Below are 25,164 nucleotides of genomic sequence, written 5' to 3'. Positions count from 1 at the left end.
GGCGCTCGGGCGTGACGCCTCAGGTTGTCTTGGGTCCTGCCTCAATACTCAGGCCTCACATCAATACTCCTCGGCCAGCGTGTCGCGCTGGCGCGGGTCGGCCGCCCCCGCGAGCAGGCCGCCGCTGCGCAGGATCGAGTTGGCCGAGCCCGAGCTCGCCCCCACCCTAACGTCGTGGCCCCGCGCCCGCAGCAGGGCGAGGGTGTCGGGCGAGAGACCCTGCTCGACGCGCAGCACGTCCGGTTTCCATTGGTGGTGGATGCGTGGCGCGGCGACGGCCTCCGCGAGGTTCATGCGGAAATCGACCAGGTTGACGATCACCGCGAGCACCGTGGTGATGATGCGGCTGCCGCCGGGGCTGCCGGTGACGAGAGTGAGCTGCCCATCCCGGAACAGGAAGGTCGGCGTCCATCCCGGAACAGGAAGGTCGGCGTCATCGAGGAGAGCGAGCGGGCGCCCGGCGCCACCGCGTTGGCGTCGCCGCCGACGAGGCCGTAGGCGTTCTGGGTGCCGGCCTTGGCGGAGAAGTCGTCCATCTCGTTGTCGAGCAGCACGCCCGTGCCCTCGGCCACCAGCCCGACCCCGTAGGAGAAGTTCAGGGTGCAGGTGTTGGCGACCGCGTTGCCGGCCGCGTCCACCACCGAGTCATGCGTGGTCTGGTCGGGCTCCGGCGGCGGAGGGTCGCCGGCCGCGATGCTGTCGGCGGGCCGCGCCCGGTCCGGGTCGATCGCCCGGCGCAGCGTCGCCGCGTAGGGTTTCGCGGTGAGGCCCTGCACCGGCACGCGGACCCGGTCCGGGTCGCCGAGCCAGGTGGCGCGGTCGGCGTAGGCCGGCTTCATCGCCTCGGCCAGGGTGTGGATCGCGGCGGCGCTGCCCGCGCCCATCGCGGCGAGGTCGAAGCCCTCGAGGATGTTCAGGATTTCGATCAGGTGGACGCCCCCCGAGGAGGGCGGCGGCATCGAGATCACCTCGTAACCGCGGTAGCTGCCGCGCACCGGCTGACGGATCACCGGGCGGTAGGCGGAGAGGTCCGCCTCCGTCATCAGGCCGCCGGCCTCGCGCACGGCCGCCGCGATCCGCGCGGCGACCGGGCCGGCGTAGAACGCGTCCGGCCCGCCTTCGGCGATGGCGCGCAGCGTGCCCGCGAGATCCGCCTGCACCAGGCTTTCGCCCCGGGGCAGGGGGGCGTCGCCGCGGAAGAAGATCTTCCGGGTCGAGGGCCAGCGCCCGAGGAGGCCGGCCGAGCGCGGCAGGGAATCGGCGAGGCCGCCCGCGACCGGGATGCCGCCGCGGGCCAGCGCCTCGGCCGGCGCGATCAGCTCGGCGAGCGACAGCTTGCCCGATCCGTAGAGGCGGTGCGCTTCCGCCAGCCCTCGCACCGTGCCCGGTACGCCGACGGCCTTTCCGCCGCGCCGCGAGGCGTCCCGGTCCGGCTCGCTGCCGGGCGCCAGGAACATGTCGGCGGTGGCGGCCCTCGGCGCGGTCTCGCGGTAGTCGATCGCCACGATCTCCTGCCGGTCGGCCAGGTGCACCATCATGAACCCGCCGCCGCCGAGGTTGCCCGCCTGCGGCAGGGTCACCGCCAGCGCGAAGCCGACCGCGACCGCGGCGTCGACCACGTTGCCGCCGCGCCGGAGGATCTCGACGCCGACGCGCGTCGCCTGGGCCTCCTGGCTCGCGACCATGCCGTGCACGGCCAGGACCGGCAGCATCCGCGCGTCGTCGGAGGGGATCGGCGGCGCCGGGCTCTGTGCTGAGGCGGGACCGCCGAGCGCGAGCAGGACGGCGAGGACGGCGCGGGTCGATCTCATGCCACCGTGGATAGCACGGCCGCGGCCACGCGGCAGGCGCCGGCGCTTCGTCCCGGCGGCGGGTTCCGCGAGCCCCGTCTTGGAACGCTTACGCGGGCCGTCCGGCGCTTCGCCCCGCGATCAGCCAGTAGACGAGCCCGGCGCCGGCGCCGGCCAGGAACAGGATCGCGGTCACGCGCGCCTCCGCCGCCAGCGCCGCGCCGCCGGGGCGTACGGCCCCGCGCACGAGCCAGGGGAGGGCGGCGGTGAGGAGGCCGCAGCCGGCGCCGTACCAGAGGAGGCCGCGCCATCGCAGGGTCTCGCCGACGAGCGCGACGAGGGCGGGCGGCACCGCCAGCAGCACGAAGGACGCCTTCGCCAGTCCCGCGACGACGAACGCGACGCTCTCCGGCGGCAGGCCGGCGGCGAGGTCCGACAGGCCGGCATGAAGCCCGGCCAGCGCCCCTCGCGTCAGCCAGACGCTGGCCACCGGATCGAGCACGAGGGCGCCGAGCAGGATCGCGGCGCCGGCCGGGATCGCGAGGAGCAGGGCGAGGAAGCCGAGGAGGAGGCGGCCGAGGAAGCGCATCGGCGCGTTATAGCCCGGCTTGTCCGCCGGGACGGCATCGCCCTGAAGGCGGTGCCGTCGGGTGGCCTCCGCCAAGCCTCGCCGCGCGCGGCCGGGCCGCCGCGCTCCAGCGCTGAGGTTCCGAGGTGAGGTTCGGGTCGGACGGGTGTAATCTCGCGCCCATGTTCGAACGCAAGCCTCCGAAGAACGTCTTCGTCCTCACCGGAGCCGGGGTGTCGGCCGAGAGCGGGCTCGGCACGTTCCGGGACCGCGGCGGGATGTGGGCGCGGTTCGATCCGATGCGGCTCGCGACGCCCGAGGCCTTCGCGGCCGACCCCGACACCGTCATCGACTTCTACAACCTGCGCCGGCGCGGGGTGGTCGCGGCCACGCCGAACCCGGCCCACGTCGCGCTGGCCCGGGCCGAGGCGGCGTTGGGCGAGCGCGGCGGGCGGCTGTTCCTGTGCACCCAGAACGTCGACGACCTGCACGAGCGGGCGGGCTCGCGCGCCGTCGTGCACATGCACGGCGAACTCCTGAAGGGACGCTGCACGGCCTGCGGCGGCACGTTCGCCTGCCCCGGCGACCTCCACGTCGCCGACGCCTGCCCGCGCTGCGGCGCCGTCGGCACGTCGCGGCCCGACGTGGTCTGGTTCGGCGAGATGCCCCACCACCTCGACGCGATCCAGGCGGCGCTCGCGACCGCCGACCTGTTCGTCGCGATCGGCACCTCGGGCGCCGTCTACCCGGCGGCCGGCTATGTGCGGCACGCGCGAGCGCAGGGCATCCCGACCTGCGAGCTCAACGCCGAGCCGTCCGACAACGCGGACGCGTTCGACGAGGCCCGCTACGGCCCGGCGAGCGAGACGGTGCCGGCCTACTTCGCCGCCCTCGTCTCGTGATCCGATGCATCGGGCCAGAAAACTAGGCAGAATAACGCCGGGCGATTCAGCAGCGCACTGAAAAACCACGCGAATTGCTTTCGGAAACTCAAGTCCAGCTTGCGCGCAATCGGACTTTCTTTGGCGAATCACGCCGGATCGCTCTGTCAAGACATGGACGCTCACGACGCCGTGCGTACAATGGACAAGCTTGGTGCGGTCGCCGCGGCGCGCACCGGCGTTCGATGAAGCCACACGGGAGCCAACAGCCCATGCAGAACTTCACGGTCACGGCCCGCGAGCGCGACACGGTCCTGGCGGCCCTGCGCTACTACCAGTTCTACCGGATGCAGGGTCACCCGTTCGATCCCCGGCAGGACCATCTCATCGACGCGATCGCCGCCGAGACCGGCGACGCCCTCGACGTCGCCGAGATCGACGACCTCTGCGCCGGCCTCAACGGCAACGCGCACGCCCTCGGTGCCACCGCCGCCCGCATCACCTTCGACGCGATCGCCTGACGACGCCCCCTCGGGGCGAGGACGCGCTCTTCGCCCCCCGGCCAAGCACCACGCTCGGTGCTCCCTGCGCGCTCGCAGGCTCTAACCTTCGTGCAGCGCCCCGCATCTTACGCACAGTCGCACACAGGCTGCGCGCCACCCGCCCTTCCTCCCGTATGGGGCATAGGACTCACACATCCCTGCTTGTGGCAGTTCGTCGTGCTCGCATCCCCTCGCCCCGCCTGCGGGGAGAGGGCTTTGCCGACCTCGTCGTCGGCAAAGCGAGGCGGCAGCCGAAGGTGAGGGGGCTGCCACGGAGGAACCACATCCGTTCGTGCCCCCTCACCGTCCCTTCGGCTTCGCCGCCGCTCCCTGGCTGTACGACTTGGTGCAGCCGGGCCTCTCCCCGCGTGCGGGGAGCGGGGACCCGCGCCATACCCGCAACTTGAGCCGGATCCATCTGCGGCAGTCCCGTCGATCCACTGACCTTTGTAGGTGCAGCGTCCGGCGTTCGTGAACGCGATAGGCCTACGGAGCCGACTTGAGCTGGCCCTCGGCGCGCGTCACCGCGGCGTCGCAGGCCTTGGCGTCGCCCTTGGCGTCGGCGGTGCGGGCCTCGTCGAGGGCGACCTTGGCCTGCTGGGCGGCGTCGGCGCCCTTGCCGGCCTCGGCCGACTTCTCCGGGGGGGCCTGCGGCGACTGGCCGGGGGCGGTCCCCTCCGTGCCGGTCACGCCCTCGCCGCCGCGCTTGGCGGCGGCACCCTGGCCGCTGGTCGAAGCCGAGATCGCGGCCGTCGCCTCCGCCTTCACCCGCTTGTCGAGGCCGTCGATCCGCTCGGAACAGGGCGAGGCCGAGGCGGATGCGATCAGGGCGGGCGCCGCGAGCAGGGCGGCGAGGTACGCGAGACGCGTCATCGAATGGAATCTCCGGTGTCTTCGAGCCGAACGGGGGAGCCGAACGGCTTGCCGACGGAAACGCGGCATCCGCCGGCAAGGCTCCCCTGAAAGGCGGCCCTTACGACAGATGACGCCTTGAAAACGCGCTTCGCAGGCGACGCGCCGTCGCAAGAACGCCGAAGGGCCCGCTCTTCCGGTTGAAGAGGGGCCCCTCGGTCGTCCAATCCGTCACCGCGCCGTCGGGCGGCGCGGGTCCGCCGGCTCAGGCGCTGAGCTGGTCGCGGATCGGTAGCTGGCGCACGCGGCGCCCGGTGGCGGCGAACACCGCGTTGGCGATGGCCGGCGCCACCGGCGGAACGCCGGGCTCGCCGACGCCGCCGAGCGGGCCGTCCCAGGTGCCCGAGTTGACGAGGTGCACGCGGATCACCTTCGGGGCGGCGTCGATCCGAATGATCTCGTAGCCGTCGAAGTTGTTCTGTTGCGCCCGGCCGTTCTTGAAGGTGATCTCGGAGGTGAGCGCGAGGCCCATCCCCATCACCACGGCGCCTTCCATCTGCGAGCGGATGCGCTCCGGGTTGACCTGAGGCCCGCAATCGATCGCGATGTCGACGGCCACCACCTTCACGCCGCCCTTCGGGTCGACCTCGACCTCGGCCGCGACCGCGGTGTGGGTGACGAAGCTGTAGTGACCCGCGAGCCCGAGGCCCCGGCCCTTCTCCAGCTTGCGGCCCCAGCCGGCACCGCCGGCGGCGGTCTCGATCACCCGGCGCAGGCGCCCGGTGTCGATCGGGTAGAGCTTGGGGTCCTCGCCGTGATTCCACACGTCGCCGATCGTCGTCGGATCGATCTTGCGCGCCGGCCCGATCAGATCGAGCAGGTAGTCCTTCGCGTCGCGTCCCGCGGCGTGCGCCAGCTCCGCCACGAACGACTGGATCGCGAAGGCGTGGGGGATGTTCGAGACCGAGCGGAACCAGCCGATCCGGACGTGGGCGGCCGCCTCCGGGTTCTCCAGCCGGATGTTCGGCACCGCGAACGGCGTGTTGACCAGGCCCATCCCAAGTTCGAACGGCAGCTCGTGCTTCGGGTCGGGCGCGAAGATCGAGCCGATCGTCGGCGCCGCCGAGCGGTGGAGCCAGGCCACCGGCATGCCCTTGTCGTCGAGGCCCGCCTCGAGGTGCTCGGCCGAGATGGTGTGGTAGTAGCCGTGGTGGATGTCGTCCTCGCGGGTCCAGGTGAGCTTCACCGGCGCGCCTCCGACCTCGCGCGAGCAGAGCGCCGCCTCGACCACGTAGTCGGGCTTGGACTTGCGGCCGAAGCCGCCGCCCAGCAGCGTCACGTTCACCCGCACCTTGTCGGCGGGCAGGCCGAGCGCCTTGACCAGCCGGTCGTGGGCGGCCTGCGGACCCTGCGTGCAGGCCCAGGCCTCGCACGCGCCGTCCTTCACCTGCACCACGGCGGCCGGCGGCTCCATCGGAGCCTGGACGAGGTGGGGCACGAAGTAGTCGGCCGTGAGCTTCGTCTTGGCCTTGGCCATCGCCCCGTCGACGTCGCCCTGGTTGCGCACGACCTTGCCGGGTGCGCGCGACGCCTTCTCGAGCTCGGTGCGGAACGCGTCGGTGTCGTAGCCGGCGTTCGGGCCGTCGTCCCAGACGATCTTAAGGGCCTCGCGGCCCTTCATCGCCGCCCAGGTGTTCTTGGCCACCACGGCGACGCCGCCGAGCGGCATGAACTCGGACGGGATCGCCCCGCCGTCGATCTTGAACACCTTCACGACACCGGGGACCTTCTTGGTCTCGGTGTCGTCGTACGAGACGACCTTGCCGCCGTAGACGGCCGGGCGCGCGACCAGGGCGTACAGCATGCCCTCGCGCTTCGTGTCGAGGCCGTAGACGGCCTTGCCGGTGGTGATGTCACGGTTGTCGATGATGCCGATCTGGCCCTTGCCGATGTAGCGGAAGGTCTTGGGGTCCTTCAGCACCACGCTCTCGCGGGCCGGCACCGGCAGCTCCGCCGCGGCGGCCGCGACCTCGCCGTAGCCGATCGTACGCTTCGACTTGGCGTGCGCCAGCACGTGGTTCTCGGCCGTGACCTCGGAGGCCGGCACGTTCCACTGCTTGGCGGCCGCCTGGATCAGCATGAGCCGGGCCGCGGCGCCTGCATGGCGGAAATGCTGGAAGAAGTGGCGCAGGCTCCGCGAGCCGTCGGTGTCCTGGTTGCCGAAGCGCTCCTCGTCGCCCCAGGCCTGGACCACGCCGACCTTCGACCAGTCGGCCTCGAGCTCGTCGGCGACCACGAAGGCCACCGAGGTGCGCACGCCCTGGCCCATGTCGGAGCGGTGGTTGGTCACGGTCACGCGGCCGTCGGCGGCGATCGCGACGAAGATCTTCGGGTCGTCGCGCCAGCCGTGCGGCATGCCGTCGGCGCCGAACTTCGGCGGCTCGTCCTTGGCGGCCTCGGCCTTGGCCGTGCCGCGCAGGTTCACCGCGAGCACGAAGGCGCCCAGGCCACCGAGGATGGTGCGGCGGCTGACGTTGGCGATCAGCGGCGTCCGGGTCGGCGTCTCGGCCGCAAGCTCGGCCATCATCTTGGCGTCGTGGATCACAGGCGCTCTCCCTTGGTGGCGGGCGCTTGGCCGGCGGCCTGGTGGATCGCGGCGCGGATGCGCGGGTAGGTGCCGCAGCGGCAGATGTTGCCGCTCATCTGCTCGTCGATCTGCGCGTCGGTGGGCTTGGGCGTGTCCTTCAGGAGCGAGGCCGCCTGCATGATCTGGCCGCACTGGCAGTAGCCGCACTGCGCCACGTTGAGGTCGCGCCAAGCCACCTGCACCGGATGGTTGCCGTCGGGCGAGAGCCCTTCGATGGTGGTCACCGCCTGGTCGGCTGCGGCCGAGATCGGGGTGGTGCAGGACCGGGTGGCGGTGCCGCCGAGGTGGATCGTGCAGGCGCCGCACAGCGACTGGCCGCAGCCGAACTTGGTGCCGACCAGCCCGAGCTCGTCGCGCAGGTACCAGAGCAGCGGCATGTCGGGATCGCCGTCGAAGCTGCGTGGCGCTCCGTTCACCGTCAGTTTGATCATTCGCAAAGGTCCTGTCTGAACGCGGATCGCGTCGGGAGGGCTCGACGGCTCGGGTGGGATGCAAGGCCCGCCGAACCGCGACGCCCCCCGGGTCCGCACGTCGTTCTCAGAATGAATTCAATCTACGGCATGCCCGTTCCGCGGTGCAACGCGGGCAAACGACCGCACGCGACGCGAGCCCGGCGCCGGGGGCATGCCGTGTGCGGTGGCGCACGCAATGGGAATCGGGCTTCGAGATCGTCTGGAAGATTGTCGCCATGCGGCTCTTGGACTAAATGACTATCTGAATGGTCATGAAGGTGGGTGGAGGTTTCTATGGCGACGGTCAGCCTTGCCGAAGCGAAGGCGCATCTCAGCGCCCTCGTCGATAGGGTCATCGCAGGTGAAGCCGTCACCATCACCCGCCGCGGACGAGAAGTCGTGCGGCTGAGCGCCGTGTCGGAACCGAAGCGGAAGGTCGATCTCGACGCCCTGAGGGCGGTCACGGCACAGATGCCGTTCCAAGACGAAGGTGCAGCAGACTTCATTCGGGCGATGCGCGACGACGAGCGCTATTGATGCCCTACCTCGATACGTCCGTCCTGGTTGCAGCGCTGACTACCGAAGCGAACACGGGACGGATGCAAGAATGGCTCGCCGCCCAGAGGGCCGACGACCTTGCCATCAGTGCTTGGGTCGTAACGGAATTCTCGGCAGCGCTTTCGATCAAGGTCCGAACAGGCGCAATCGATGGAGTGCGGCGATCCGTGGCGCTTGCCGCTTTCGCACAGCTTTCGTCCGCCTCGTTCCGAATGTTGCCTGTGACCGGAGCGACGTTTCGATCCGCAGCGCGATGCACCGATCAGGCGCGGCTGGGCCTACGAGCGGGCGATGCCTTGCACCTCGCGATCGTCATGGACGAAGGCCTGGTTCTCGCCACGCTCGACAAGCGCCTGGCGGAAGCCGGCGCGGCTCTGGGCGTGCCGACCGACCTTCTCTGACGGCAGCCTCGCTCTGACGGCAGCCTCGCTCCGACCGGCAAGCCTCGCTCTGACCGGCAAGCGTCGGATGGCACCAAGCCTCAGACCGTGACCTGCGTCCCGACCTCCACGACCCGGCCCGTCGGGATCTGGAAGAAGTCCGTCGCGTCGTTGGCGTTCTTGGCCAGGGTGATGAAGATCCGGTCCTGCCACAGCGGCATCCCGGAATGGGCGGCGGGGCGGATCGAGCGGCGCGACAGGAAGAACGACGTCGCCATGATGTCGAACTTGAAGCCCTGCTTGCGCAACAGCACGAGGGTCTTGGGGATGTTCGGCGTCTCCATGTAGCCGAACTTCATCACGACCTTGAAGAAGCCCGGCCCGATCGGCTCGAGCCGCACCCGGTCCGGCCCGTTGGCGCGGGGGGTGTCGACGGTCTCGACCGTGAGGATGACGTTCTTCTCGTGCAGCACCTTGTTGTGCTTGAGGTTGTGCAGCAGCGCCGCCGGCGCGATCTCGGGGTCGCTCGTCAGGAACACCGCGGTGCCGCGCACGTGGTGCGGCGGGCTCTTCTCCAGCATGCCGACGAGCTCGAGGATCGGCACGTCGGTCTTGCGGGTCTTGTTGAACAGGATCGTGACGCCCCGCACCCAGGTCCACATCAGCACGATCAGGCCGGCGGCCAGCAGCAGCGGGACGTAGCCGCCTTCCAGCACCTTGAGCAGGTTCGATAGCAGGAACAGGAACTCGATGACGATGAACGGCAGCATCAAGGCGGCGGCCGCCACCGGCGACCAGCGCCACAGCCGCCAGACCACGAGGAAGGTCATGCTCGCGGTGAGCAGCATCGTGCCGGTGACCGCGATGCCGTAGGCTGAGGCCAGGGCCGAGGACGAGCGGAACACCACCGCCAGCACCACGACGCCGACCATCAGGAGCACGTTGATCTGCGGCAGGAAGATCTGCCCCGAATGCGACTCGGAGGTGTGGCGGATCTCAAGCCGCGGCAGCAGCCCGAGCTGGATCGCCTGCCGGGACAGCGAGAACGCCCCGGTGATCACCGCCTGGCTCGCGGTGACGGTGGCCAGCGTCGCGAGGATCACCATCGGCAGCAGCGCCCATTCGGGAAACAGCTGGAAGAACGGGTCGGTGGTGTCGGGCTTCTCCAGCACCAGGGCCGCCTGGCCGAGGTAGTTCAGCGCCAGCGACGGGAAGACCAGGCCGATCCAGGCGATCTGGATCGGACGCCGTCCGAAATGCCCGAGGTCGGCGAACAGCGCCTCCGCGCCGGTGACGGCCAGGAACACCGCGCCCAGCGCCACGAGCGCGCCGGTGCCGTGGCCGAGCAGGTAGTGCACGGCGTACCACGGGTTCAGCGCCTTGAAGACCGCGAGGTTTCCGAAGATGTGCGGCACGGCCGCCAACGCCAGGGCCGCGAACCACACCACCATCACCGGGCCGAAGAAGGCGGCGACCTTGCTGGTGCCGCGACTCTGCACGAGGAACAGCGCCAGGATGATCGCCACGGTGATCGGCAGCACCGAGCCCTCGAAGGCCGGCGTGACGAGCTTCAAACCCTCCACCGCCGAGAGCACCGAGATCGCCGGGGTGATCACCGCGTCGCCGTAGAACAGGGCCGCGCCGAGCAGGCCGAGGGCGAACACGATCCGCGATCCGCCGAGCGCCTTCCGCGCCAGCGCCATCAGCGAGAGGATGCCGCCCTCGCCGTTGTTGTCCATGCGCAGCAGGATCGCGACGTACTTCACCGTCACGATCAGGAACAGCGCCCACAGGATCAGCGAGGCGGTGCCGAGCACCTCCTCGGGCAGCAGGATGTTGTCGTAGCGGGCCGGCACCAACGCCTCGCGGAAGGCGTAGAGCGGGCTGGTGCCGATGTCGCCGTAGACCACGCCGACCGAGCCGACCGCCAGCGTCCACAGCCCCGGGGCGGCATGGCCCTGGCTCTGCCCCTCGACGGGATCGAGGGTGCCGGCCGGCAGGCTCGCGGCCCCGGGCGCGGTCGCCGCGGGTTTGTCCGGCACGGCGCCGGGCTGAGCGGCAGGACCGCTCGGTGTGGCAGGGTGTGTCATCGGGTGCGTTCGAGGCTCAGGCCTGCGCGGCGTTTCGCGGTGTGGCGCATCGAAGGTCCCACCGGAGGATGCGACCGTGTGCGTGAAATGAACCCGCGCGGTCGCGGGGCCCGCCGCTCACGGGGCCTTCGAGGCCCTGCTATCACGCCGGCGCCCGAGCGGGAACAGGGCGGTTCCCAAGCCGCTCTTCCTTCCCCCTCTGCGGGGGAGGGTGGCCCGCGCAGCGGGTCTGGAGAGGGGAGCGCGTTGTCCGGAAAGGTCGCTCCCCTCTCCCGACCCTCGCTGACGCGAGGCCCATCCTCCCCCGCAGAGGGGGGAGGGAAGAGCGCGTGTTACGCTTTACAATCGGGCCGTCCTACTCCGCGGCGTTGCGCGCGCCCTGGCCGAAGCGGCGCTCGATGTAGTCGATCACCACCGTCTCGAAGTCCTTGGCCAGGGTCGCGCCGCGGAGCGTCATCGCCTTCTTGCCGTCGATGAAGACCGGCGCAGTCGGGGTCTCGCCGGTGCCCGGCAGCGAGATGCCGATGTCGGCGTGCTTCGATTCGCCGGGTCCGTTGACGATGCAGCCCATCACCGCGACGTTCAGGCCCTCGACGCCCGGATAGGTCTTCTTCCACTCCGGCATCGAGGTGACGATCCAGTTCTGGATGTCGCGGGCGAGTTCCTGGAACGTGGTCGAGGTAGTGCGGCCGCAGCCGGGGCAGGCCGCGACCATCGGCACGAAGGTGCGGAAGCCCATGGTCTGCAGCAATTCCTGGCTGGCCTTCACCTCGACGGTGCGGTCGCCGCCGGGCTCCGGCGTCAGCGAGTAGCGGATCGTGTCGCCGATGCCCTCTTGCAGCAGCACGCCGATGGCGGCCGACGCCGCGACCAAGCCCTTCGAGCCCATGCCGGCCTCGGTGAGGCCGAGGTGGATCGCGTAGTCCGAGCGGCGGGCGACCTCGCGGTAGACCGCAATCAGGTCCTGCACCGCCGAGACCTTGGCGGAGAGGATGATGCGGTCCTTCGGCAGGCCCAGCTCCACGGCGCGCTCCGCCGAGGAGAGCGCCGACTGCACCATCGCCTCGCGCATCACCGCGCGGGCGTCGATCGGCCGGGGAAGCCTCGCGTTCTCGTCCATCAGGTGGGTGAGCAGCGCTTCGTCGAGCGAGCCCCAGTTCGCGCCGATGCGCACGGTCTTCCCGTAGCGGATCGCCTGCTCGATGATCGTCGAGAACTGGACGTCCTTCTTCTCCTTGAAGCCGACGTTGCCCGGGTTGATCCGGTACTTCGCCAGCGCCTCGGCGCAGGCCGGATGGTCGGAGAGGAGCTTGTGGCCGATGTAGTGGAAGTCGCCCACCAGCGGCACGTGGCAGCCGATGCGGTCGAGGCGCTCGCGCACCTTCGGCACGGCGGCCGCGGCCTCGTCGCGGTCGACGGTGATGCGGACCAGCTCCGAGCCGGCCCGCGCCAGCTGGGCGACCTGCGCCACCGTGGCGTCGATGTCGGCGGTGTCGGTGTTGGTCATCGACTGCACGACGACCGGTGCCCCGCCGCCGACGATCACCGCGCCTTCGCCCTCGCCGACGCGCACGCCGACGGTGCGGTGCCGCGGAGCCGGCCCGGCGATCTCCGGTCCGGTCAGGCCCGCGACCTGCGCGGCGAGCGGGTTCTGGTCGAGGCTGGCGGCTTGCATGGCTTCCATCGTGGACCTTCGTTCAAGGCCTTGGTGTTTCGCGGGGCGCGATCGGCCGGCGGCTGCGCGCAGCATGCGATCGCGTTACGCCCTCGATCGTTTAGCTGCGATTGACGCATGACCGCGTCAATCCCGCGGCCCTGCATGTCTGCACCGCGCGTGTCATGTCGCATCCGCCCGGCGATGTCGAGTTCGCGCACGCCACAGCTCAGGCCGATCGTTCTCCGCGTGCCCCGGAAAGGCGTTGCCCGCCAACGGGATCGCGCGCTCCGCCGTCGGATTCCGAGCGTGCCCCTGCGATGCCGACACCGCCGATCGCCCCGCCTCCGGCAGGGCCGATTCGCGGAACCGTCGGGCGTTCGCCGCGCTTGCGCCGCCGCCACGTCCGTAGGAAAATGCTGCGGTGCGTGCGTTGATATTGCAGTGCAACAACCCATGTCGAGGCGATGATGACGTTGACCTCAAAGTCCTCCACCGATCGTCCCGAGCCGGACAACCCGGCCACCGCCGTGCCCGAGCCGGTCTCCGACGGCATCGCCGACAGCCCTTCCGCGCACCCGTCGCACCACGTGCTCGCAGGGCCGCGGGCCGAGAAGAACGTGGCGCTCGCGCTTCAGGGCGGCGGCGCGCACGGCGCCTTTACCTGGGGCGTCCTCGACGCGCTGATCGAGGACGGGCGCCTCGGCTTCGAGGCGGTGACGGGGGCGAGCGCCGGCGCGATGAACGCCGTGGTGATGATCGACGGCTGGCTCGCGGGCGGTCCCGAGGGCGCCCGCGCCGGGCTGGAGCGGTTCTGGCGCGAGGTCAGCCTCGACGGAGACTTCTCCCCCGGCCAGCGCAGCCTGTTCCACGGGATGTTCGGTGCCCTGAAGGGCAACCCGGTGATCGAGTTCTGGTCGAAGGTGCTGACGCCGAGCCCCTACGTCTCGAACCCGCTCAACATCAACCCGCTGCGCAAGGCGCTGGCCGCCCAGGTCGACTTCGAGCGCCTGCGCGAATCGAACACCGCCGGCGTCTTCGTCTCGGCCACCAACGTCTGGACCGGCAAGCTCGCGGTGTTCGAGCGCGAACGTCTCACCGTCGATCACCTGATGGCCTCGGCCTGCCTGCCGACCGTGTTCCAGGCGGTGGAGATCGACGGCGTGCCCTATTGGGACGGCGGCTACCTCGGCAACCCGCCGCTCTATCCGCTGCATCGCGGCGCGGTGACCCGCGACATCGTCCTGGTGCAGATCAACCCGGTGGAGCGTCGCGAGACCCCGCGGACCGAGAAGGAGATCCAGGACCGGCTGAACGAGATCACCTTCAACGCCAACCTGATGCGCGAGCTGCGCGCGATCGACTTCGTCGACGGGCTGATCGAGGAGGGCGTGCTCGGCCAGGGCCAGTACCAGCGGGTGCTGGTCCACCGCATCGACGGCACCGACGCGCTGGAGGACTACAACGCCGCCTCGAAGCTCGACGCCCGCTGGCGCGTGTTCCAGCGCCTGCGCGACAAGGGCCGCGGCGCCGCGCAGGCTTGGCTCGCCGAGCATTACGAGAAGATCGGCCGCGACTGCTCCCTCGACCTGCAGAAGGCGTATCAGTAGGCGCTCCGCGCGGGATCGTCTCAAACGGGATTCTCGCTGCGCGGGTGGATTAAAGCCGCGCGCGGGTCCGTTTACGCTCCATGATCGCCGACAAGACCAAGCGTCCCGACATCGTCGACCTGCTGGTGCCGCTACGGCGCTACGCGCGCTCGCTCACCCGCGACACCCTGCGGGCCGACGACCTCGTGCACGACACGCTGGTCCGCGCGCTGGAGGCGGAAGGCAGCCTCCGGCCGAACACCAACCTGCGCACCTGGATGATGACGGTGCTGCACAACGTCTTCATCGACGACCAGCGCCGCAAGCGCGTCGAGACCCGCCACGCCGACGTCCTGGTGCAGATGCACGAGGAGGTGGCGCCGCCGGCCCAGGAGGGCCAAGTCCGCCTCGCCCAGATCCGCCGCGCCTTCCTGACGCTCCCCGAGGAGCAGCGCGCCGCCCTCCACCTCGTCACCCTCGAAGGCATGGCCTACGCCGACGCGGCGGCGGTTCTCGGCATCCCGATCGGCACATTGATGTCGCGTCTCGGGCGCGGCCGGGCGGCGTTGCGCGCCTTCGAGGAGGGCGAGGGCGGCGCGCGGGAGGGCACGGCGCGGAAAGCTCCCGGAAATGCTGCCGAGGAGCCGCGTGCGCGCGGGCCGGAGCGGCCGGGCCTGCGCCTCGTCGCCCGCGACGGCCGCACCGAGGGGCCGGGCGACGCCCCCTACTTCCGTCGCGCCGTCGGGGACTTCTGACCCCGCGGAACGGGACGACGCCGGACGCGGTAGGCACCCCGGCGCGACGAGACGAACGGGCGGCAGGGCGGCGCCCCGCGTCGAGGACGACGAACGAGACGACAGGACGAGCGCGATGACCGACCCGATTGCAGACACCGACCTCATCGCCTTCGTCGACGGGCAGCTCGACGTGATGCGCCGCCTCGACGTGGAGGCGTACCTCGCCGGCCACCCCGACGTCGCCGCCCGGGTGATGGCCGAGATGCACGACCGCGACGCGCTGCGCGAATCCTTCGCCCCGTCGCCGGGCCCGGGGCCCGACCGGCTGCGCCTCGCCGCCCGCCGCCTCGACCGGTCGCTGCGCTGGAGCTCGTTCGCGTCGCGTCTCAAGCGGGCGGCAGCGATCGCCGTGCTCGTCGGCGCCGGCTGGCTCGCGCACAGCGAGGTCGGCCAGTTCGGCGTGCCCGACACCTTCGCGTCGCCGGTCGACCCGGCCCTCGTCGCCGACGCGCAGCAGGCGCGCGAGGTGGCTCGGCTGCGCGCCCGCATCGGCGCGCAGGGCGCGCCGGCCTACGACCGCGACCGGCTTTCGGCCGCCACCGGCATCGCGCTCCCCGCCCTGCCGGACGGCTGGACCGTGCGCGACGTGCAGGTGTTTCCCGCCCGCAGCGGCACCGGGATCGAGGTGGCGTTCGCCGCCGGCGACCTCGGCGAGGTCTCGCTGTTCGCGACCCGGCGCCGCTCGTCCGGCCTCGTGCAGGCGGCCGGGCTCGCCACCGACGTGGAGGATGCCGGCGACGGCGCGACGCTCGCCTGGACCACCCGCGACTCGGCCTACGCCGTCAGCGGCGGCCACGACGCGAAGGATTTGCGGCACGCGGCCCTGGCTTTGGCCGCCGCGCCCTGAGGGCGGCTCAGCCGAGCATCGACGGCGTCCGGTCGGCGGCGAGCATCGTGCGCGCCTCGGCCGAATCGACGTCCATCCGGGCGATCAGCGCCTCGGCGCTCGAGAACCGCTCCTCGCCGCGGATGAAGCCCACGAGTTCGACCGCGATCTCCTGCCCGTAGAGGTCGCCCGAGAAGCCGAACAGGTTCACTTCCAGGAGCGGCGCGCCGTCGTCGAAGGTCGGGCGGCGGCCGTAGCTCGCCACGCCGTCGCGCATCGTGTCGTCGGGCAAGCGCACGCGCACCGCGTAGATGCCGTGGGCGAGCGCGCACTCGGTGAGGGCGAGGTTGGCGGTCGGGTAACCCAGCGTGCGCCCGCGCTTGTCGCCGTGCCGCACGGTGGCGAGCACGAACCAGCGGTAGCCGAGCAGCGCGTTGGCACGGGCCACGTCGCCCTCCGCCAGCGCCCGCCGGATCGCGCTCGACGAGACCGGCTCGGCCTCGCCGCCGTGCGCCACCGGCGCCACGACGCGGCAGGACAGGTCGATCTCGGCGCAGAGCGCCGCGAGCATCGCCGGCGTGCCCTCGCGTCCGCGCCCGAAATGGAAGTCGTGTCCGACGACGACGCCAGTGAGGCCGAGGTCGTCACGCAGCAGCCGCTCTACGAAGTCGCGCGCGCCGGTGCCGGCGAGTCCCGCGTCGAACCGGCGCACGATCACCCCGTCGAGGCCGAGCCGGCGGAAGACAATCTCGCGGGCGGCGACGCCGGTGAGGCGGAACATCGGCTTGTCGGGGGCGAAGTAGGCGCGCGGATGCGGCTCGAAGGTGAGGATCGCCGAGGGCGCGCCGGTCTCGGCGGCGGCTTCGCGCACTGCGGCCACCAGTTCGCGATGCCCGAGGTGGACCCCGTCGAAGTTGCCGATCCCCGCGACTGCGCCGCGCAGGGCTGCCGGCACCGGCTCGTCCTCGCGGCAGATCGTGAAGGGCCCGGGAGCCGTCTCGTCGCCTGACGCCATCGGGAGCTTTTGCGGATCGTCCAGTGCGGCGGCCCTCGCCGGAACCGCGGATTGCAGCTCCGCGGACCCTGTCGAAAACCGCCGGGGCGGTCAAGCGAGAGCGGCGCGCTGGGGACCGAACATCGCAAGGCGTTCCGTCCGCTTGGTCGGCCGGGCGGAACATGCGACGACCGGCAGCATCCGAGGCGGTGGCGCCCGGCCGTTGAGGGGGGCGACGACGCCCGGTGCGCGAGATCCGCTTCGAGCAAGGCCGGCGATGGCGCGGCCGGTGATCCCGCGCTCGCTGCGGGCGCGGCTGCTCGCGCTCTGGCTGCTGCTTCTCGCCTCCGCCGCGGCCACCGGCTACCTGCTGTTCGCGTTCTACAGTCAGTCGGCCGACGTGCAGGTCGGCCAGGCCGAGGTCGCGGTCGCCCGCGCCTGCCGCGAGATCGTCGACCGCACCGCCTTCGTCACCGGCGCGATGGCCTCGACGCGGATCGTCGACGCCAGCCTTCGCGCCGACCTCGCCGACGCGGTGAGCGTGGCGCTCGCCCGGTCGCCCGGCGTCGAGGGCGGGGTCTGGACCGCCGCCGAGGGCTCGGTCGCCTACGCCTTCCCGACCTACGAGGGCACCGGGCCCAAGACCGACCTGCCGTCGGCCGAGCGCGAGAGCATCGCGCAGATCAACGCCGACGCGCTGCGCACCGAACGGCCCGCGGCGCTCCGCCGCCCGAGCCGGACTCAGGCGTTGTTGCTCCAGGCCTGCCCGCTGCGCGGCCCGATCGCCGGCGCGACCGCCTGGACCATGGCGCGGATCCAGACCGACCACGGCCCAGCCTACCGGCAGCTGCTCGCGGGCTTCGCCTTCCTCGCCGCCACCGTGCTCGGCTCGGCCCTGTTCCTCGGCCGCTTCCTCTACGGCTTTTCCGGCCACATCGCCCGGCTGAAGGCTCAGCTCGCCGCGCCGCGCTCCGAGCGCGGCGACCTGCCCGACCTCGCGCCCACCGGCGAGCCGGAGCTCGACCGCCTCGTCGATGCGTTGAACGCAGCGAGCGCGCGCCTGCGCGAGGCGCAAGGGCGCGCCGTCGCGGCGGAAAAGCTCGCCGCGGTCGGGCGCCTGTCGGCGAGCGTCGCCCACGAGATCCGCAACCCCCTGTCGGCCATGCGCCTCAAGGCCGAGAACGCCCTGGCGAGCGGCGACCCGGCCCGCGCCCGCGGCGCCATCGAGACCGTGCTGCAGCAGGTCGCGCGCATCGACGGCCTCCTCGCCGACCTCCTCGGGCTGACGCAGACGCGGCCCCCCGTGCGGGCGCCCGCCGACGTCGCCGCCCTCGTCGAGGCCAGCGCCCACCTGCACGAGGACCTCGCCCGGGAGCAGAGCGTGCGGCTCGCCGTCGAGACCGACGGGCTGCCGCCCGGCGCCCGGGTCTCGATCGACGCCGGCCAGGTCGCCCGGGCGCTGGACAACCTCGTGCTCAACGCGCTCCAGCACGTGCCCGAGGGCGGCCTCGTCCGGCTCGCCGCCGCCCGGGTCGGGGAGGGCGGCGGCGCGCGCCTGCTGCTGACGGTGTCCGACACCGGGCCGGGCGTCCCCGCCGCGATCCGGGCCGAGCCGTTCGAGCCCTTCGCCACCGGGCGCCCCGACGGCACCGGCCTCGGCCTCGCCATCGTGCGCGAGATCGCCCGCGCCCACGACGGCGAGGTCCGGCTGATGGAATCGACCGTCGGCGCCACCTTCGAGATCGACCTGCCATGGCTGTGAGATGGCGCTGATCCTGATCGTCGACGACGACGCGGCATTGGCCGAGAGCTTGGCCGAGACCATCGCCGACCTCGGCCATCGCCCCCTCGTGGCGGCGTCGGGCCGCGACGCGCTGTCGCGGCTGGCGGCCGAGCCGCGGGTGGCCGCGATCCTCCTCGACCTGCGCATGCCGGGCGACCTCGACGGCATGGCGGTGCTCGCCCGCATCCGCGCGCAGGACAGCCCCCCGCCGGTCACCGTGCTCACGGCCTACGCCAACGCCGGCAACACCATCGAGGCGATGCGCCTCGGCGCGCACGACCACCTGACGAAGCCCGTCGGCCGGGCCGACCTTGCGGCGGTGCTGGCGGCGATGCTCGAACGGCCGGCGATCCCGTCGAGCTCTGCCGTCGAGCCCGGCCCCGGCGACGGCCTCGTCGGGTCGAGCGCCGGGATGCGGCGGGTCCAGAAGACGATCGGCTTGGCCGCCGACAGCGACGCGACCATCCTGATCCGCGGCGAGACCGGCACCGGCAAGGAGCTGGTGGCACGCGCGCTCCACACCTACGCCCGGCGGCGCACCGGGGCCTTCGTCCCGGTCAACTGCGCCGCGATCCCCCGCGACCTCCTCGAGAGCGAGCTGTTCGGCCACGTCCGCGGCGCCTTCAGCGGCGCGGTGACGGACCGGCCCGGCGCCTTCCGGGAGGCGCAGGGGGGAACGCTGTTCCTCGACGAGATCGGCGACATGCCGCGCGAGATGCAGGCGAAGATCCTGCGGGTGATCCAGGACAAGGTGGTGGCGCCGGTGGGCGGCCGCCCGGTCGCCGTCGCGGTGCGCGTGGTCGCGGCCACCCACCGGGACCTGCCGGGGATGGTCGCCGCCGGCACGTTCCGCGAGGACCTGTACTATCGCCTCAACGTCGTGCCGATCGCGCTGCCGCCCCTGCGCGAGCGCCTCGCCGACATCCTGCCGCTGGCCGAGCACTTCCTGGCCGGCGCCGGGCTCGGGGGCAAGCGCCTGACCGCGGCGGCCGCCGCGCGGCTGCTCGGCCATGCCTGGCCGGGCAACGTGCGCGAGCTGCGCAACGTGATCGAGCGCGCCGGCGTGCTCGTGCGCGGCGACGCGATCGACGCGCAGGACCTCGACCTGCCCGCCGCCTCCCGCAAGCCCGAGCCGGTGGACTGGCTCTCCGGAGACCTGCCCGGCGCCGTCGCGCGGCTGGAGGCCGCGATGATCGCAGCCGCCCTGGAGGCGGCCGGCGGCAACCGCACCGCGGCGGCCCGGCGCCTCGGCATCCAGCGACAGCTGCTCTACGCCAAGATCGAGCGCTACGGCCTCGGCGCACCGCCGGACGGGACCGACCTGTCCGATATTCCGACGGATGCCGTCGTGAATCCCGACGGTCGAGCTTGACCGTTGCACGCGCAACTGTCTGATCCGTAAGCTTTTTGTCCGTGGCACGGAGGGTGCCATGGCCCTCCCGTGATGTCATTGCGACAGGGAGGCTTCGTGCGACACGGTCAAACGCTCATCGCGTCCGCGATCCTGGCGCTCGCCGCGTCATCGGGCGGTGCGACGGCGCAGTCGGTGTTCGATCCGAGCGGCTTGCCTCAGACTCGCGGGACAGTGCGGCAGTACACGCTGACGCCGCGAGGCGACGTCGACGGCCTGATCCTTACCGACGGCACCGAGGTGAAGGCGCCGCCCCATCTCAGCGCGCAGCTCGTCTTCGCGGTGCGCCCGGGGGACGCCGTCACGATCCACGGCCTCAAGGCCCGCGCATTGCCGCTGGTGGATGGCAGCCTGATCCGCAACGACGCCACCGGGGCGACGGTGGCCGACCTCGGCCCGCCCCGGCGCGACCGCGCCGAGACGACGGTGAGCGGGCGCGTCGGCATGGCGCTGCACGGCAAGCGCGGCGAGATCAACGGCGTCCTGCTGGAGGACGGCACGCAGGTGCGGTTGCCGCCGCGGGAAGCCGAGCGCTGGAGCGTCGAGCTCCAGGCCGGGCGATCCCTGACCGTCCGCGGAATCCTCCTGCGCACCGCCCTCGGCACGGTGATGGAGGCGCACGCCGTCGGCGCCTCCGCCGGGGCGATGACCGAGATCGACCCTGGGCCGCCGCCGCCGCCACCGCCGGACGCTCCGCCGCCTCCGCGCTGAACCCAACGTTCCTCAACCCGTCGAGACACGCATGACCACCATGAAAGCCGCCGGCACCGTCTGGGGCGTCTTCGGCCACCGCTTCGCCATCGAGGGCGCCGACGGACGCCAACTCGCCGACCTCGGGCCGAAGGGCGCCGAGGGCGTCGCGCTCCGCGTCGGCGACGCGGTGACCGTCGAGGGCGAGAAGAAGCCCTCGGAGATCAAGGTCGCGCGGCTCACCACCGCCGACGGCACGGTGCACGCCGTCACCTGGCCCGACAAGCACGCCGGTTCGGAGGGCGACCCCGCCGCCGCGACCGCTGCCGCCGAGGCCGCCGGCTACCGTGTCACAGGCGAGCCGGAGCGCAAGCCCAAGCACGTCGAGGTGCCGGCCGAGAAGGACGGCCGCGCCGTCCGCCTGCACGTCGACCGCGACGGCACGGTGCGCGAGCCGAAGCCCAAGACCGAAGCGAAGACCGATTCCAAGTCCGCCTCCGCGGAGGCGGCCTAATCGGTCGACCGGGGCGGAACACCGCCGCGGTCGAGGACTTGAGCACGCGGCCGAGCGGAGCGATCCGCCCGGCCGCAGGACGGACGAGGGGGGACGGCGTGAGCACGACACAAGCGGGGGCGAGGGGCGGCACGGCCGACCCGGCGCCGACGGCGAAGACCCTGCGCGGGCTCGACGCCCTCAACTTCTTCCTCGCCGACGTGCGCGACGGCCTGGGGCCGTATCTCGCGATCTACCTGATCGCCGTGCGCGGGCCCGACCAGGGCTGGAACGAGGCGACCACCGGCCTGATCATGACGATCGCCGGCGTGGCCGGCCTGATCGCGCAGACGCCGGCCGGCGTGCTCATCGACAGCACCAACGCCAAGCGCGCCGTGGTGATCGCCGCCGCGCTCGCGGTGACGGCGAGCTGCCTCGCGCTGCCCTTCATCGGCAACTTCTACCTCGTCGCCGCGACCCAGTCGGTGGCGGGCGTCGCCGGGGCGATCTTTCCGCCCGCGCTCGCCGCCATCACCCTCGGGATCGTCGGCCCCAAGATGTTCTCGCGGCGGATCGGCCGCAACGAGGGCTTCAACCATGCCGGCAACGCCGTCTCCGCCGCCCTCGCGGGTGGGCTCGCCTACTTCTTCGGACCCGTCGTGGTGTTCTGGCTGATGGGGGGGCTCGCCGTCTGCTCCGTCGGCGCGATGCTGCTGGTGCCGGCCGACGCCATCGACGACGACCTCGCCCGCGGCATGACCAAGGAGCAGGAGGCGGCCCGGGACGCGGCGGGCAAGGACGACGCGCCGTCGGGCCTCGCCACCTTGCTCAAGAACAAGCCGCTGCTGCTCTTCGCCGGCCTGTGCGCGCTGTTCCACCTGTCGAACGCTGCGATGCTGACCTCGGTCGGGCAGCTCCTCACGCACTTGTCGGGCAAGGACCACGCGACCTCGTTGATCGCGATCTGCATCGTCGCCGCGCAATGCGTGATGGTGCCGGTGGCGATGTTCGTCGGCGCCAAGGCCGACGCGATCGGGCGCAAGCCGATCTTCCTCGCGGCCTTCGGCGTGCTGGCGCTCCGCGGCTTGCTCTACACGCTCTCCGACAACCCGTTCTGGCTCGTCGGCGTCCAGCTCCTCGACGGGGTCGGCGCCGGCGTCTACGGCGCGCTGTTCCCGGTGGTGGTGGCCGACCTGACCCGCGGCGGCGGACGCTTCAACGCGGCCCAGGGCGCGGTGGCGACCGCGCAGGGGCTCGGCGCCGCGTTCAGCGCGACCTTCGCCGGCCTGATCATCGTCTCGGCGGGCTACTCGGCCGCGTTCCTGGCGCTGGCGGCGACCGCCGGGCTCGGCTTCGTCCTCTACCTGACGCTGATGCCCGAGACGCGGGACGAGGCCGCGGTCGGGGGCGGCTCGGACGGCGGCATGTCGTCCGCGATGCCCGCGACCGCCTGATCGGACAGACCGTGGACGAAACCGCCCCCATGCCGCACGAGCCCCCGCCGAACGCCGCGAGCGGGACGCCGACCCGCGAACCGCTCGTGTTCCTGCATGTCGGCGACCTTCACCTCACGACGCCCGACGCCCGGAACGCCGACGACTTCCGCGCGATCCTCGATCAGATCGCGGCGATCGCGCCGCGGCACCTGTTCGATTTCGTCTACCTGCCGGGCGACCTCGCCGAGAACGGCTGGGCCTGCGAATACGCGATCCTCGCCGACGCCCTCGCCCGGCATCCGCAACTGCCGGTCCGTCTGATCCCCGGCGACCACGATCGCCAGCAGGGGGCGATGGACGACTTCCAGGCGTTCCATGCCGGGCTCGTGGCGTCGCGGGCGCTGGAACCGCCGCGCATCTGGACGCTCGACCAGCCGCCGGTGGGATCGCCGGTCGAGACATGGCCGACGGCGGAGATTCCGCATTACTGCGCGTGCGAGGACATCCGCGGCGTCCGCTGCCTGTTCGTCGACATCGTCAGCCCGGGCTACGGCCGGAAGGGGATCGGCCTCGATTTCCGGCTCGGGCCGCATCAGACGCTTTGGCTCAGCGAGGCGCTGGTGCGGGCGGCCGAGGACGGGGTCCCCGTCGCGGTCTTCATGCACGCCTATCCCGACGACCTGCGCGAGCCCGACGACCGGGCCGACGTCGGAGGGCTCTTCTGGGAGGCGGGCGTGCGCCTCGTGGAAATGGGCCACACCCATTACAACGAACTCGCGCATGACGGCCGCACGCTCTACGCGGCGGCGCGCTCGGTCGGGCAGAACGAGGACGGCTCGGTCGGCTACGCGGTGTCGGCGATCGATGGGCCGGTGACGAGCTGGCGCTTCAAGCCCCTCGACCGGCCGTGGCCGTTCGTGCTGATCACCAGCCCCGCCGACCGGCGCGTGGCGACGCGGCCGACGTCCAAGCGGAACACCGGCATGAAGGGGATCAAGCGGGGTCGGATCAAGGTCCGCGCCGTCGTGCTGTCGGAGGTGCCGCCGAAATACGTCCACTGCCGCGCCGGGACCGGCGCATGGCACCTGATGACCCTCGTGACGGGGCGCGTCTACGAGGCATGGCTTCCCTGGCCGAAGGGGGCCTCCGAGATCCAAGTCGAGGCCGTCCATCCGGACTGGAAGGGGCACGGGCCGGATCTCGTCGACACCGACGTGATCGAGCCGGTCACCGTCTTCGACGACCCGGACCTTGCGCTTTCGATCCCGACGAAGCCCGGAAGCGACGTGCCGCGAGTCGATGCGTGGCCCGAGAAGGGCGTGCGCGGCGACCAGCTCGGGCCCAACCGGGCCGGGCGCAAGTGGTGAGCGCCTGACACCAGGCTTTCGAGACGCAATGCGCCCTGCGGGGCGCCGGGGGACTATCGACGTGATCGCTGGACTGGCCATGACACCCAACCTCGCGACCTGGGGGATCGCGGGCGCCGCGACGCTCGGCGTGATCCTGCGGCCGTTCGGATGGCCGGAGGCGGTCTGGGCGGTGCTCGGGGCCGTCCTCCTCGTCGTCCTCGGGCTGCTGCCGTGGCACGATGCGCTCGACGGCGTCGCCAAGGGGACGGACGTCTACCTGTTCCTCGTCGGCATGATGCTGCTCGCCGAGATCGCGCGGAAGGAGGGCCTGTTCGACTGGCTCGCGACGATCGCGGTGCGGATGGCCAAGGGCTCGGCCACGCGGCTGTTCCTGCTGGTCTACGTCGTCGGCACGGTGGTGACGGTGTTCCTGTCGAACGACGCCTGCGCCGTGGTGCTGACGCCGGCGGTCTACGCCGCCACCAAGGCGGCGAAGGTCGAGAACCCGCTGCCCTACCTGTTCATCTGCGCCTTCATCGCCAACGCGGCGAGCTTCGTGCTGCCGATCTCGAACCCGGCCAACCTCGTCGTGTTCGCCGACCACATGCCGCCGCTGGGGGAATGGCTCAAGACCTTCGGCCTGCCCTCGGTGCTGGCGATCGTCACCACCTATCTCGTCCTGCGCGTCACGCAGAACGGCGTCCTGAAGAGCCAGGAGATCGCCACCGACGTCGAGGCCGCGTCGCTCGGGCTCGGCGGCAAGGTTGCGGGTGCCGGCATCGTCGCCACCGCGGTTGCGCTGATCGGGTCGTCGGCGGCCGGGATCGAGCTCGGCCTGCCGACCTTCATCGCGGGTCTGGCCACCACCCTCGTCGTCCTCGCGATCAAGCGCGGCGGCCTCGTCGCGGTGGTGAAGGACGTGTCGTGGAGCGTGCTGCCGCTGGTGGCCGGCCTGTTCGTCCTGGTCGAGGCGCTGGAGAAGTCCGGCGTCCTCAAGATGATCGCCGACCAGCTCAAGGCCTACGCCCAGGTCGACCCGGCAGGCACCGCCTGGGGCTCGGGCGTTGTCGTGGCGGTGGGCTCGAACCTCGTCAACAACCTGCCGGCGGGGCTGCTCGCCGGGGCCGCGGTCCACGCCGCCGCGGTCTCGAAGACCATCGCCGCCGCGATCCTGATCGGCGTCGACCTCGGGCCGAACCTCTCGGTCACCGGCTCGCTCGCCACGATCCTCTGGCTCACCGCGATCCGGCGCGAGGGCGAGGATGTCGGCTTCTGGCGCTTCCTCAAGCTCGGCCTGCTGGTGATGCCGCCGGCCCTCCTGCTGGCGCTCGCCGGCCTGCTCCTCGTCTGACCTCTCGCGTCAAAACCCCGTCTTTCGGACC

Annotated in this window: 21 protein-coding genes and 1 pseudogene; 14 read left to right on the top strand and 8 right to left on the bottom strand. The window is 71.9% G+C overall.

All coding sequences use genetic code 11. The features are described from left to right. Nucleotides 1-60: 60 nt before the first annotated feature. Both ggt and MFF13_RS04095 read right to left on the bottom strand, forming a co-directional pair. A pseudogene (gene ggt / locus MFF13_RS04100) lies at nucleotides 61-1,811 on the bottom strand (gamma-glutamyltransferase). A gap of 88 nt (nucleotides 1,812-1,899) precedes the next feature. Then, on the bottom strand, nucleotides 1,900-2,379 hold the full coding sequence (locus MFF13_RS04095) for a hypothetical protein (RefSeq protein ID WP_147828308.1): 480 nt from the start codon (nucleotides 2,377-2,379) through the stop codon (nucleotides 1,900-1,902). Between the two features lie 161 nt (nucleotides 2,380-2,540). On the opposite strand from MFF13_RS04095, the gene MFF13_RS04090 reads away from it, so the two are divergent. Together MFF13_RS04090 and MFF13_RS04085 are read left to right on the top strand one after the other, a co-directional pair. Then, a complete protein-coding gene (locus tag MFF13_RS04090) occupies nucleotides 2,541-3,260 on the top strand; it encodes an NAD-dependent deacylase (protein ID WP_238270974.1) in 720 nt (239 codons plus the stop codon). Nucleotides 3,261-3,511: 251 nt separating this feature from the next. Next, a complete protein-coding gene (locus MFF13_RS04085) occupies nucleotides 3,512-3,760 on the top strand; it encodes a hypothetical protein (protein WP_147752198.1) in 249 nt (82 codons plus the stop codon). 507 nt (nucleotides 3,761-4,267) lie between these two features. Here the strand turns inward: MFF13_RS04085 and MFF13_RS04080 are convergent. The 3 genes from MFF13_RS04080 to MFF13_RS04070 form a co-directional block, all read right to left on the bottom strand. After that, nucleotides 4,268-4,654: a hypothetical protein gene (locus tag MFF13_RS04080; protein WP_147752200.1), complete on the bottom strand. Its 387-nt coding sequence runs from the start codon at nucleotides 4,652-4,654 to the stop codon at nucleotides 4,268-4,270. Nucleotides 4,655-4,898: 244 nt separating this feature from the next. Continuing rightward, entirely contained in the window at nucleotides 4,899-7,238 is a 2,340-nt protein-coding gene (locus MFF13_RS04075; RefSeq protein WP_238270971.1) for a xanthine dehydrogenase family protein molybdopterin-binding subunit, read from the bottom strand. Then, on the bottom strand, nucleotides 7,235-7,711 hold the full coding sequence (locus tag MFF13_RS04070) for a (2Fe-2S)-binding protein (RefSeq protein ID WP_147752202.1): 477 nt from the start codon (nucleotides 7,709-7,711) through the stop codon (nucleotides 7,235-7,237). Before MFF13_RS04070 ends, MFF13_RS04075 begins: the two co-directional genes overlap by 4 nt. A 315-nt stretch (nucleotides 7,712-8,026) precedes the next feature. Here MFF13_RS04070 and MFF13_RS04065 point away from each other — a divergent pair, with 315 nt between their 5' ends. Continuing rightward, complete coding sequence (locus tag MFF13_RS04065) at nucleotides 8,027-8,269, top strand: type II toxin-antitoxin system Phd/YefM family antitoxin (protein WP_147752203.1); 243 nt, start codon at nucleotides 8,027-8,029, stop codon at nucleotides 8,267-8,269. Then, nucleotides 8,269-8,691, top strand: a complete 423-nt coding sequence (locus tag MFF13_RS04060; RefSeq protein ID WP_147828312.1) for a type II toxin-antitoxin system VapC family toxin — start codon at nucleotides 8,269-8,271, stop codon at nucleotides 8,689-8,691. Before MFF13_RS04065 ends, MFF13_RS04060 begins: the two co-directional genes overlap by 1 nt. Before the next feature lie 80 nt (nucleotides 8,692-8,771). Here the strand turns inward: MFF13_RS04060 and MFF13_RS04055 are convergent, their stop codons facing one another. Then, the gene (locus MFF13_RS04055; protein WP_147828313.1) at nucleotides 8,772-10,760 is read right to left on the bottom strand and encodes a potassium transporter Kup; all 1,989 of its coding nucleotides are present in this window, start codon (nucleotides 10,758-10,760) and stop codon (nucleotides 8,772-8,774) included. A 355-nt stretch (nucleotides 10,761-11,115) separates the two neighbouring features. Beyond that, the gene (ispG, locus tag MFF13_RS04050) at nucleotides 11,116-12,435 is read right to left on the bottom strand and encodes a flavodoxin-dependent (E)-4-hydroxy-3-methylbut-2-enyl-diphosphate synthase (RefSeq protein ID WP_147752206.1); all 1,320 of its coding nucleotides are present in this window, start codon (nucleotides 12,433-12,435) and stop codon (nucleotides 11,116-11,118) included. 446 nt (nucleotides 12,436-12,881) lie between these two features. Here ispG and MFF13_RS04045 point away from each other — a divergent pair, with 446 nt between their 5' ends. The 3 genes from MFF13_RS04045 to MFF13_RS04035 all read left to right on the top strand — a co-directional run bounded on the left by MFF13_RS04045 (nucleotide 12,882) and on the right by MFF13_RS04035 (nucleotide 15,647). Next, entirely contained in the window at nucleotides 12,882-14,024 is a 1,143-nt protein-coding gene (locus tag MFF13_RS04045) for a patatin-like phospholipase family protein (protein WP_373322481.1), read from the top strand. A gap of 80 nt (nucleotides 14,025-14,104) precedes the next feature. Next, a complete protein-coding gene (locus MFF13_RS04040) occupies nucleotides 14,105-14,758 on the top strand; it encodes a sigma-70 family RNA polymerase sigma factor (RefSeq protein ID WP_238270969.1) in 654 nt (217 codons plus the stop codon). Between the two features lie 115 nt (nucleotides 14,759-14,873). After that, on the top strand, nucleotides 14,874-15,647 hold the full coding sequence (locus MFF13_RS04035) for an anti-sigma factor family protein (RefSeq protein WP_238270967.1): 774 nt from the start codon (nucleotides 14,874-14,876) through the stop codon (nucleotides 15,645-15,647). A 7-nt stretch (nucleotides 15,648-15,654) separates the two neighbouring features. Here MFF13_RS04035 and MFF13_RS04030 read toward each other — a convergent pair whose 3' ends face one another. Beyond that, nucleotides 15,655-16,641: a bifunctional riboflavin kinase/FAD synthetase gene (locus tag MFF13_RS04030; protein WP_147828316.1), complete on the bottom strand. Its 987-nt coding sequence runs from the start codon at nucleotides 16,639-16,641 to the stop codon at nucleotides 15,655-15,657. Between the two features lie 256 nt (nucleotides 16,642-16,897). Here MFF13_RS04030 and MFF13_RS04025 point away from each other — a divergent pair, with 256 nt between their 5' ends. The 7 genes from MFF13_RS04025 (at nucleotide 16,898) to MFF13_RS03995 (ending at nucleotide 25,133) form a co-directional block, all read left to right on the top strand. Further along, nucleotides 16,898-18,382 (top strand): sensor histidine kinase, encoded by a 1,485-nt coding sequence (locus tag MFF13_RS04025; RefSeq protein WP_238270965.1) that lies wholly within the window; start codon nucleotides 16,898-16,900, stop codon nucleotides 18,380-18,382. A gap of 1 nt (nucleotide 18,383) precedes the next feature. Next, a complete protein-coding gene (locus MFF13_RS04020) occupies nucleotides 18,384-19,775 on the top strand; it encodes a sigma-54-dependent transcriptional regulator (RefSeq protein WP_147828317.1) in 1,392 nt (463 codons plus the stop codon). A 96-nt stretch (nucleotides 19,776-19,871) separates the two neighbouring features. After that, nucleotides 19,872-20,525 carry a hypothetical protein gene (locus MFF13_RS04015; protein WP_147828318.1) on the top strand — a complete coding sequence of 218 codons (654 nt, stop codon included), beginning with the start codon at nucleotides 19,872-19,874 and terminating at the stop codon, nucleotides 20,523-20,525. A 31-nt stretch (nucleotides 20,526-20,556) separates the two neighbouring features. Further along, on the top strand, nucleotides 20,557-21,018 hold the full coding sequence (locus tag MFF13_RS04010) for a hypothetical protein (RefSeq protein ID WP_147828319.1): 462 nt from the start codon (nucleotides 20,557-20,559) through the stop codon (nucleotides 21,016-21,018). Between the two features lie 98 nt (nucleotides 21,019-21,116). Then, the gene (locus tag MFF13_RS04005; protein ID WP_147828320.1) at nucleotides 21,117-22,451 is read left to right on the top strand and encodes an MFS transporter; all 1,335 of its coding nucleotides are present in this window, start codon (nucleotides 21,117-21,119) and stop codon (nucleotides 22,449-22,451) included. 29 nt (nucleotides 22,452-22,480) lie between these two features. Then, nucleotides 22,481-23,800, top strand: coding sequence for a metallophosphoesterase family protein (locus MFF13_RS04000; protein WP_238270957.1), 1,320 nt, complete (start codon nucleotides 22,481-22,483; stop codon nucleotides 23,798-23,800). Between the two features lie 79 nt (nucleotides 23,801-23,879). After that, nucleotides 23,880-25,133: an arsenic transporter gene (locus MFF13_RS03995; RefSeq protein WP_147828322.1), complete on the top strand. Its 1,254-nt coding sequence runs from the start codon at nucleotides 23,880-23,882 to the stop codon at nucleotides 25,131-25,133. Nucleotides 25,134-25,164: the final 31 nt, after the last annotated feature.

The sequence above is a fragment of the Methylobacterium cerastii genome, assembly GCF_022179125.1.
GTDB classification, from domain to species: domain Bacteria; phylum Pseudomonadota; class Alphaproteobacteria; order Rhizobiales; family Beijerinckiaceae; genus Methylobacterium; species Methylobacterium cerastii.
The sequence above is the reverse complement of the archived record's forward strand: the minus strand, read 5'-3'. Positions and strand labels throughout refer to the sequence as shown.